The organism is Actinomadura sp. KC216, assembly GCF_004348535.1.
In the GTDB taxonomy this organism is placed as follows: Bacteria; Actinomycetota; Actinomycetes; order Streptosporangiales; family Streptosporangiaceae; genus Spirillospora.
The window spans coordinates 1-8,847 of record NZ_SMJX01000332.1; the positions used below are offsets into that span (position 1 = coordinate 1).

The following is an 8,847-nucleotide window of genomic DNA, read 5'->3' on the forward strand; positions in this document are numbered from 1 at the left end:
CGTGGGCGCCGCCTTCGTGGCCGGCGCGGACGTCGTGCGGGGTGTCGCCGATAAGGACGGTGTTCGACGCGGTGAAGTGCTCTTTGTATTTCGCGGTTGCGCGTTGTTGCGCGAGTTTCACCAGGGGTGGGCGTTCGATGCCGTCCATGCCATAGGCGCCGGCGTCGAGGTCGAAGTGGTCGATGAGGGCGAATGCCGTCAGTTTGGTGATGGCGATCGGGCGCATGTTGCCGGTGAGTGCCGATTGGACTACGTCGGGGCGGGTGGCGAGGGCCTTGAGCGCGGCTCGGGCGCCGGGGAGGACGTGGCCTCGCTCCGCGATGTCGTCCTGACGGATGGTGAAGGCCTCCGCCAGGGCTTCGGCGAAGGACGCCATCAGGTCGCTCGTGGGTTCGATACCGTGGTGGCGGAGGGTTTCGGTGGTGATGGCGAGGTCGGTGCGCCCGGCCATCGCGGCGATCCTCTCGGGTGGGCGGCCGATGAGCCGGTGGAACACCGTCCCGTATATCTCGGAGCTGACGCCCCCGGCGTTGATGAGGGTGTGGTCGATGTCCCAGAGAACCAGTGTGCGCACCTCCGCATGCTAGGGCGGCGGACCCGGCTGACCACGAGATTTCTGTTGTTGTTCACCTTGGCGTGAAATGCTTGTCAACTGGGTGTGCGCCGCTGTTGCCGACGTCTTTGAGGAGCTGAGCGTGGCCGAAAGGCATCTCGAGATCGAGCAGAAGTACGACGCCGCCGCCGGGTTCGTCCTGCCGGAGCTGGACGGCCTGCCGGGTGTGGCGTCGGTCACCGAGCCCGAGGTCCATGAATTGCACGCCGGTTATTTCGACACCGCCGATCTGCGGCTCGCGGCGCACGGCATCACGTTGCGGCGGCGGCGGGGCGGGACGGACGCCGGGTGGCACCTGAAGATGCCGACCGGGCCGGACAGCAAGCAGGAGTTGCGGGCGCCGCTGGGCCGGCCGCTCGTTGTCCCGGCGCGGCTGGCGGGGCTGGTCGCGGCGTACACGCGTGAGGCGGCGCTGAGTCCGGTCGCGACGCTGGAGACGGTGCGGACGGTCGTCCGGCTGCTTGACGAGGACGGCACGGAGCTGGCGGAGGTCGCCGACGACCTGGTCACGGGCCGCACGGACGGGGAGCCGGTGCAGTGGCGCGAGATCGAGGTGGAGCTGGGGGCGGGGACTCCCGAGTTGCTGAAGGCGGCGGGCAAGCGGCTCCGGAAGGGCGGCGCGCGGAGGGCGAAGTCGTCGTCCAAGCTGGGGCGGCTGCTGGGGGACGCCGTCGTGCCGTCGGAGGCGGCGGCCGCGCGGGCGGCGGCGCGGTCGTGGATCGCGGAGGCGACGTCCAACGGGAAGGCGCCCGCGGTGACGACCGGGGAGGTCGTGCTGGGTTATCTCGCGGAGCAGGTCGCGGCGGTGCTGGCGCTCGACCCGAAGGCGCGGCTGGGCGAGGACGACGCCGTCCACCGGATGCGGGTGGCGGTGCGGCGGTTGCGGAGCGCGCTGCGCAGCTATCGGCCGGTTCTGGACGCGGAGCGGACGGCGCCGTTGGGGCCTGAGCTGCGGTGGCTGGCCGGTGTGCTCGGCGAGGTGCGTGATCGTGAAGTGTTGCGGATGCGTTTCGCGGGGGCGCCCACATTTCTGCTGGACGATCTCGAAAGGCAGGAGCGGGCCGCTTACCGCCGGATGAATGCGACCCTTAAAGAAGACCGGTATTTCGCCCTGCTCGACAAGCTCGACCGGCTGGTCATCGATCCTCCGTTCGCGCGGGAGGCGGACAGGAAGGCGCGCAAGGAACTGCCCGGGCTCGTCACGCGGGCGTGGGACCGGATGGCCCGGGACTACGCGTCGATCAAGACGGCCGACGACCCGGACATCGCGCGGCACGAGACCCGGAAGTCCGCCAAGCGGGCCCGGTACGCGGCGGAGCTGGCGGTTCCGGTGCTGGGTGTGGCGGCGCGGCGGGTGGTCAAGGACGCCAGGCGCATCCAGGAGGTTCTCGGCGACTACCAGGACGGCGTGATCGCCATGGAGCATCTTGAGGCCGCCGGGAAGCGGACGAGGGTTCCGGCGGAGGCGTTCGCGCTGGGCGTTCTGTACGGGAAGGAACAATGCCAGGCGGTGGCCGCCCGGGATCGGCTGCCGACTACCTGGTCACAGACGTTGGGGCCAGCGTTTTAGGGCTGTGGCGTTCCAGGGCCGCCATTTGACCGGCGGCCAGGTGCGCCACCCAGAACTCTGATTTGCGCAGGCTCGGGTCGTCCGGGATCTTCTCCCCCATTTCCCGGCACAGTCCGGTGACGAGTTCGGAGACGACCTCGCCGTGGGTGCTCACGATGGTGGGGATGCCGTCCGCGGCGAGGGAGAGGAGCCGCTCGACGGCCCGTCCCGGGCTGGTGGCGCCGACCGTGAACGCCGCTTCGGTGCTGATCGGCTTGCGGACGAGCCGCGCGTACGGCAGGACGCTCTCCAGGCAGCGCGCCGTCGCTGAGCTGACGAGCCGGGCCGGGCCGTAGGAGCGCAGCAGGGCGGTGAGCCCGGCGGCCTCCGCGCGGCCCGCGGCGTCCAGCGGGCGCAGCTCGTCGGCCTCCCGCCATTCGAGTTTCTCCCCCGCCGAGGCGTGCCGCAGGATCACGAACGGCGCGGTGTTCAGGGGGCCGCGCAGGAACTCGTGGAGCAGGTCGATGTCGTGGCGGTAGCTGAGCCTGGACTCGGCTTCGGCGGGCGGGAGCCAGGCGAGCTCGTCCACCTCGTCGTTCGGGGTGAACGCGCTCTCCGCCACCGGCCTGGCCGCCCAGTAGTAGACCTGTTTGGTCCGTTCCCGGACGGGATACGTGCTGGTCGGCAGCCTGCGGCCGAGGCGCGGCACGATGCCCGTCTCCTCCTCGGTCTCCCGGACCGCGGCGCGCAGCATGTGCTCGCCCTTGTCGATCTTGCCTTTGGGGAACGACCAGTCGTCGTAGCGGGGACGGTGGACCACCGCGACCTCGGGACCGGAGTCCGGGCCGTCCCGCCACAGCAGCGTGCCGGCGGCCCGGACCACTACCGGCAGCGCCACCTCACGCCTCCCTGCGGGCACGCGCACGGGTCATTGGGAATCGACCGTCCTCCACCGGCGGCTCTTGACGAGGTCGGTCTGGATGTCCTGCAGCGTCTCGCCCGGACGGGCGGTGAGCCGCGTCCAGGTGCCGTCCCCTGCGAGGGCCCACGCGTCGGTGCCGTCGTCCATGGCGCGGTCGAGGAGGTCGAGCAGGCCGTCGCGCTGGGGCCGGTCGGTGACGGAGACGAGGGCCTCGACGCGGCGGTCGAGGTTGCGGTGCATGAGGTCGGCGCTGCCGATCCACACCTCGGGCTCGCCGCCGTTCTCGAACGCGAACACGCGGGAGTGCTCCAGGAACCGGCCGAGGACGCTCCGCACCCGGATCATGTCCGACAGGCCGGGCACGCCGGGACGCAGCGCGCAGATGCCGCGGACCCAGACGTCCACCGGCACCCCGGCCCGCGACGCCCGGTACAGCGCGTCGATGATCACCTCGTCGACGAGCGAGTTGCACTTGATCCGGATGCGGGCGGGATGCCCGGCCCGGCGGTTGTCGATCTCGTGCTCGATCCGCTGGACGAGCCCGGACCGCAGGCTGTTCGGCGCCACCAGCAGCCGGTGGTAGGAGCCCTGGCGCGAGTAACCGGTGAGGTGGTTGAACAGGGCGCTGACGTCCTCGCCGACCTCCGGGTCGGCGGTGAGCAGGCCGAAGTCCTCGTACAGGCGGGCGGTCTTGGGGTGGTAGTTGCCGGTGCCGATGTGGCAGTAGCGGCGCAGCTGGCCCTCCGCGTCCTGCCGGACGATCAGCGCCAGCTTGCAGTGCGTCTTCAGCCCGACGAACCCGTACACGACGTGGCAGCCGGCCGTCTCCAGCTTCCGCGCCCACGCGATGTTGGCGCGCTCGTCGAACCGTGCCTTCAGCTCCACGACGACCACGACCTGCTTGCCGGCCTCGGCGGCGCTCATCAGCGCGTCCACGATGGGTGAGTCGCCGCTCGTCCGGTACAGGGTCTGCTTGATCGCGAGGACGCGCGGGTCGGCGGCGGCGTCCTCGATCAGCCGCTGGACGGTCGTGGTGAACGAGTCGTAGGGGTGGTGGACGAGCACGTCCCGCTCACGGATGGCGCTGAAGATGCTCGCATCCTCCGGCAGCGCCTCCTTGGACGGGACGAAAGGGGGGTACTTCAGCTCCGGCCGGTCGAGGTCGGCGATGGCGGCGAGCCCGCCGAGGTCGAGCGGGCCGACGACGCGGTAGATCTGGTTCTCATCCACGGCCAGCTCGGACGTCAGCAGTTCGAGCACGCCACCGGAGATCGACTCCTCGACCTCCAGCCGGACGACCGGGCCGAACCGGCGGCGCAGCAGCTCCCGTTCGAGGGCCTGGAGGAGGCCCTCGCTGATGTCGTCGTCGATCTCCAGGTCCTGGTTGCGGGTGACGCGGAACGCGTGGTGCTCGACGACCTCCATCCCGACGAAGAGCTGGCCGAGATGCGCGGCGATCACGTCCTCCAGCGGGGTGAACCGGTCCGGGGACGCCTCGATGAAGCGCGGCAGCAGCGGCGGGACCTTGACGCGGGCGAACATCGTCGCGTCCGTCTCCGGATCGCGGACGATCACCGCGAGGTTGAGCGACAGGCCCGAGATGTACGGGAAGGGGTGCGCGGAGTCGACGACGAGCGGGGTGAGGACGGGGTAGATCCGGTCGCGGAACATCCGCCGCATCTGCTCCTGCTCGGTCTCGGCCAGCTCGTCCCAGCGCAGGATGTCGACGCCCTCGTGGCCGAGCGCGGGCCGGATCTCGTCGCGGAAGCAGGCGGCGTGCCGCAGCATCAGCTCGTGCGCGACCTCGCCGGTGCGTTCGAGCACCTCGCGGGGCTGCCGGCCGCTCGCGGACTGGACGGCGAGCCCGGTCGCCATCCGCCGGGCGAGGCCCGCGACGCGGACCATGAAGAACTCGTCCAGGTTGCTCGCGAAGATCGACAGGAACCGGACGCGTTCGAGCAGTGGCAGCGACGGATCCTCCGCCAGCTCCAGGACCCGCTGGTTGAACCGGAGCCAGCTCTCCTCCCGATCGAGGAAGCGGTCCTCCGGCAGCGCCTCGGCCTGGTGAGGTATATGTCCTGGATTGACGGTCATACAGTAATTTTCCCTGAGCAAGGTGAACGACAGTCGAACTCGGTTGATTAGCCGAAGTATCAGACACTTCGGCTATCCCCCGGGTTCCCCGGAGGCAATCTCCATCTCAGGCCAAGAGCGCGCGATCTCGGGTCGGGGCCGCGGGCCGTCACGCACCGGAGTGGCCGGCGATCAGGCGGTGACCCAGGCTGTGGGTCAGGTCGTGGACGAACGCGTCCGTGAGCGGGGGCCAGTTCCAGAAGCGTAGGCCCAGCTCGGCGAACGCGCACGGCACCGGCCAGGCCCAGCCGTTGAGGCCCGTCCGGGCGGTGCAGCCGGCGCAGACCAGCGAGTCGGGGCCGCCTTCCAGCCACTCCTCCACCTCGGGCAGGACGGTCTCGAACGGCAGCCACGCCGCGCAGTGCGGGCAGGTCACGCGGTCGTCCTCGCGGGCGTTGCCGTAGAAGGCGGTGCGGCCGACGTCGACCTCCAGGCCGTTCGGCCACACGTCAGGGAAGTCGGCGAGGTCGCCGGCCACGATCGTCGAGGCGCACGGGCCGGGCGCGTACCCGCCGGGGACGTCGCCGAGCACGCAGTCGCTCCGGTCGGCGGCCACGACCCCGGCGCCGACGAGCCGGCCGAGGACGGCGCGGGCAAGGTCTGGCGCGTCTCCGGGGTGGGCGTCCACGTCCGCGACCCACCGGCTCCGCTCCCCCACGAGTCAGCACAATACGCCGCACAGCCTGTCAAAGGGGGCAATGTCACTACGGGGAGCATCGAACTCTCTGCAAGGAGGGCTTCACGGGGAGGGGGAGCGTTGGTAGACCGAGAAAGGTGACCCATCACGAGCCCTTCCCGCCGTCCACGACCGCGGTGTTCTGGCCGCGGTGCTCAGCCGTCCAGGGATGCATGGGACGCGCCGTCGCCGACGGGTCGGGCGGCTGCCCCGCCCATCTGCCCACGGCCGAGTTCGAGCGGTTCGTGGGTTCGCTCCGTCCGGGCGGTGACGTCGATCTGCGGGGCGTGACGGTCCCGGCGTGGCTGCTGGACGCCGTCCTGGACGCCGTGACCGGGCCCGACGGGCGGCCCCACCTCGGCCGGACCCGCTTCGACCGGGCGGTGCTGCCGGCCCACGCCGGGCTGCGCGGCTTCTGCGTGGAGGGCGACAGCTCGTTCGACGGCGCCTGCTTCCTCGGCGGCGCCTCGTTCTACGACGCGCGGTTCTTCGGCAACGCATCGTTCAGGGGAGCGCGCTTCGGGTGCAACGTGTCGTTCCACGCGGCGCGCTTCCACCGGCACGCCTCGTTCGAGGAGGCCGTGTTCGCGGGGGACGCGCTGTTCGGCGAGGCCGGGTGGCACGCCGACGCGTCGTTCCGCCGCGCGGTGTTCCTGGGCGCGGCCTGCTTCGACCGGGCCCGGTTCGGGCGGGACGCGGCGATGCAGGCGGCGTGCTTCGGCGGGGCGGTCTCGTTCAAGCGCGTCCGGGTCACCCGGCACGCCCGGTGGGAGCGCACCAAGTTCCGCCGCGGCGCATGGCTCGGGCCGCTGGTCGCGGGCGGCCGGATCGGGCTGGCGGACGTCACCGCGCACGGCGGCCTCCGCGTCCACGCGGCGGCACGGCTCGTCGGCGCGCGCGGCGCGACCGTCCACGGGGAGGCCGACTTCCGGCTCCGGCACGCCGAACTCGACCTGGAGGACGCCGTCTTCGACGCGACGGTGTCCGTCCGGACGCTGGCCCATCCGATCCAGGGGCTGGACGAGCCGTCCTGGCCCGGCGCCGGGACCGTCCGGCTGGCCTCGCTGCGGCGGGTCGACGCGGCGCAGGTCCGGCTGACCGAGGTCGATCTGAGCGGCTGCGGCTTCCTCGGCCTGCGCCGCCCGGACGCGCTGCGCCTCACCGGCGACTGCACGTTCCCCACGGCGCCCCGCAGGTCATGGCCGCGCCGCGGCCCCGGACGCGCCGTCCTCGCCGACGACGACAGCGCGTGCGGCGACGACCGTCTGGCCGCGCTGTACCGCGACCTGGCCCGCGCCACCGCCGACTCCGGCCACCGCCGCCTCGCCAGGGACTTCCGGTATCGCGCGCTGGAGAAGCGCCGGCACAGCGAACCCGCGCGGTGGCGGCGCTGGGGCCTGCACTTTCTCTGGCTCACCTGCGGTTACGGCCTCCGGGCCGGACGCGCCGTCGCGTGGATCACCATCATCGTCGCGCTCGTCTGCTCTGGCGCGGCGGTCCTGCGCCACGACAATCGCCAGGACGCCGCCCGCATGCTCCACATGAACGGCGACAACACATAACCGTGATCTGAACCCCGCGCATCCCGAGCGGCCTCCCGGGAGTCTCGTCAAAAGGGCTGCCGCCCCGTTTTGTCAGACCCTTGCGTAATCATTCTTGTTATGAGCAGAGACACCCATCCGGGGGTGCAGTGCCCGCACTGCCAATCGCATCTCGCGCTCGTCCCCGTGCCCGGAAACACCGCCGCCGCACCGGTTCCCGTCCTCCCGCTCACACTCAAGGAGGAATGGCAGCCGCCGCCCGTCGCCGAAGTCCTCGCGGTTTACGCCGGACGCGCCAAGGACACCGCGACCGCCACCCGCGGCGCCGCCAAGGTCAGGGAAAGCCTCAACCGCGCCCGCGCCGCCGCCGCACAGCGCAGGGCCGCCCAGAAAACCGCCCGCCGAACCCCCAAAAGCGCCTGATCACATATAGATCACTAACACTTCGCACAGCGGCATGAGGAAGGGACGGCACCGGCCCGCCGGCACCGTCCCCACCCGCTCGCGGGCTCAGCGCGGCCCCGAGTCCGTCCATTCCGCGGTGAGCACGACCTCGGAGCTCATCGTCCGCCCGGCGGGCACGTCCGACCCGGCCGCCGGCTTCACCATGACGTTCCCCCTGGCCAGCGCCGTCCCCGTGTCCAGATCGATGATCATCTGCTCGCGGATCACCCCGCCCGGCGTCGCGCCGTCGACGGCGATCGCGGTCCCCGGCCGGCCCTCCGGGTCGGTGACCCGCCCGATCGAGGTCACCCCCGGGAGCCCCGCTAGCATCCGGAACCCGGCCGCCCGCACCTCGGGCCGCACCGGCATGTCCATCACCATCCCGCTCGCGACGCGGTAGAGCCATTCACCGCCGTCCATCGGGCGGTCGGACTCGGTGTCGTGCCCCTCGAACCACCGCATCAGCTCGGCCTTGAGCCGCTTCGGGTTGGACGGCAGCGCCCGCACCTGCTTCATCGTCACGTTCCGTCCGAGCCAGAACACCTTGTCGCCGTCAACGAGCGGCGACGCGCTGAGCTCGGGCGGCTGCTGCGACGCGGGCGCCAGCTTCGCCCGGTACGGCTTGGTGATCTTGCTGCCGGGGCCGATGGGCACCCGGATCTCGAACGTGTCCGGCGACCCGGCCCGCCGCCAGGCCGCCTCGTCCGCAGCCGTCGTGGGCTTGGCCCCGAGGTACTGCTGGCGCCCGTACACCGTCCCGCCCGGCTTGCTCGGCGTCCAGGTCTCGTGCCTGTCCCGCACGGTGACGCTGTACCGGGCCCCGGCCTTCCCGACCGTGTACGTATGGGACGAGATCGACACCGTGTGCCAGTACGCACCCATCGTGTCGGCCTGCCCCCCGGCCTTCTCAGCGGCGGCGAGCAGGACGGTCTTGGCATCGAGCCGCCGCGTCTGCCCGTGCTCCCCGCC

Annotated in this window: 8 protein-coding genes; 3 read left to right on the plus strand and 5 right to left on the minus strand. The window is 71.6% G+C overall.

Annotated features, from left to right (window positions below; translation table 11 throughout):
- The coding region (locus E1264_RS35655; protein ID WP_132180785.1) for a haloacid dehalogenase-like hydrolase at nucleotides 1-574 on the minus strand (574 nt) is incomplete at its 3' end.
- A gap of 121 nt (nucleotides 575-695) precedes the next feature.
- Here E1264_RS35655 and E1264_RS35660 point away from each other — a divergent pair.
- Nucleotides 696-2,183, plus strand: a complete 1,488-nt coding sequence (locus E1264_RS35660) for a CYTH and CHAD domain-containing protein (RefSeq protein ID WP_165964551.1) — start codon at nucleotides 696-698, stop codon at nucleotides 2,181-2,183.
- On the opposite strand, the gene E1264_RS35665 is transcribed toward E1264_RS35660, so the two are convergent.
- From E1264_RS35665 to E1264_RS35675, 3 genes are all read right to left on the minus strand, one after another.
- Nucleotides 2,149-3,060, minus strand: a complete 912-nt coding sequence (locus E1264_RS35665; RefSeq protein WP_243711368.1) for an NUDIX hydrolase — start codon at nucleotides 3,058-3,060, stop codon at nucleotides 2,149-2,151. The genes E1264_RS35660 and E1264_RS35665 overlap by 35 nt on opposite strands.
- Nucleotides 3,061-3,090: 30 nt before the next feature.
- Entirely contained in the window at nucleotides 3,091-5,178 is a 2,088-nt protein-coding gene (locus E1264_RS35670) for an RNA degradosome polyphosphate kinase (protein ID WP_132180789.1), read from the minus strand.
- 148 nt (nucleotides 5,179-5,326) lie between these two features.
- Nucleotides 5,327-5,875: a hypothetical protein gene (locus E1264_RS35675; RefSeq protein WP_132180791.1), complete on the minus strand. Its 549-nt coding sequence runs from the start codon at nucleotides 5,873-5,875 to the stop codon at nucleotides 5,327-5,329.
- A gap of 116 nt (nucleotides 5,876-5,991) precedes the next feature.
- Here E1264_RS35675 and E1264_RS35680 point away from each other — a divergent pair, with 116 nt between their 5' ends.
- The gene (locus tag E1264_RS35680) at nucleotides 5,992-7,455 is read left to right on the plus strand and encodes a pentapeptide repeat-containing protein (protein ID WP_132180793.1); all 1,464 of its coding nucleotides are present in this window, start codon (nucleotides 5,992-5,994) and stop codon (nucleotides 7,453-7,455) included.
- A 99-nt stretch (nucleotides 7,456-7,554) separates the two neighbouring features.
- Nucleotides 7,555-7,857 (plus strand): hypothetical protein, encoded by a 303-nt coding sequence (locus E1264_RS35685; RefSeq protein WP_165964552.1) that lies wholly within the window; start codon nucleotides 7,555-7,557, stop codon nucleotides 7,855-7,857.
- Nucleotides 7,858-7,944: 87 nt separating this feature from the next.
- On the opposite strand, the gene E1264_RS44020 is transcribed toward E1264_RS35685, so the two are convergent.
- Nucleotides 7,945-8,847, minus strand: a 903-nt coding sequence (locus tag E1264_RS44020) for a CU044_5270 family protein (RefSeq protein ID WP_165964553.1), incomplete at its 5' end; no start/stop codon positions are given.

Bases quoted from the DNA above. Each gene is read 5' to 3' on its own strand.
- E1264_RS35670 (WP_132180789.1), bottom strand. From the start codon at position 5,178: ATGACCGTCAATCCAGGACATATACCTCACCAGGCCGAGGCGCTGCCG.
- E1264_RS35685 (WP_165964552.1), top strand. From the start codon at position 7,555: ATGAGCAGAGACACCCATCCGGGGGTGCAGTGCCCGCACTGCCAATCG.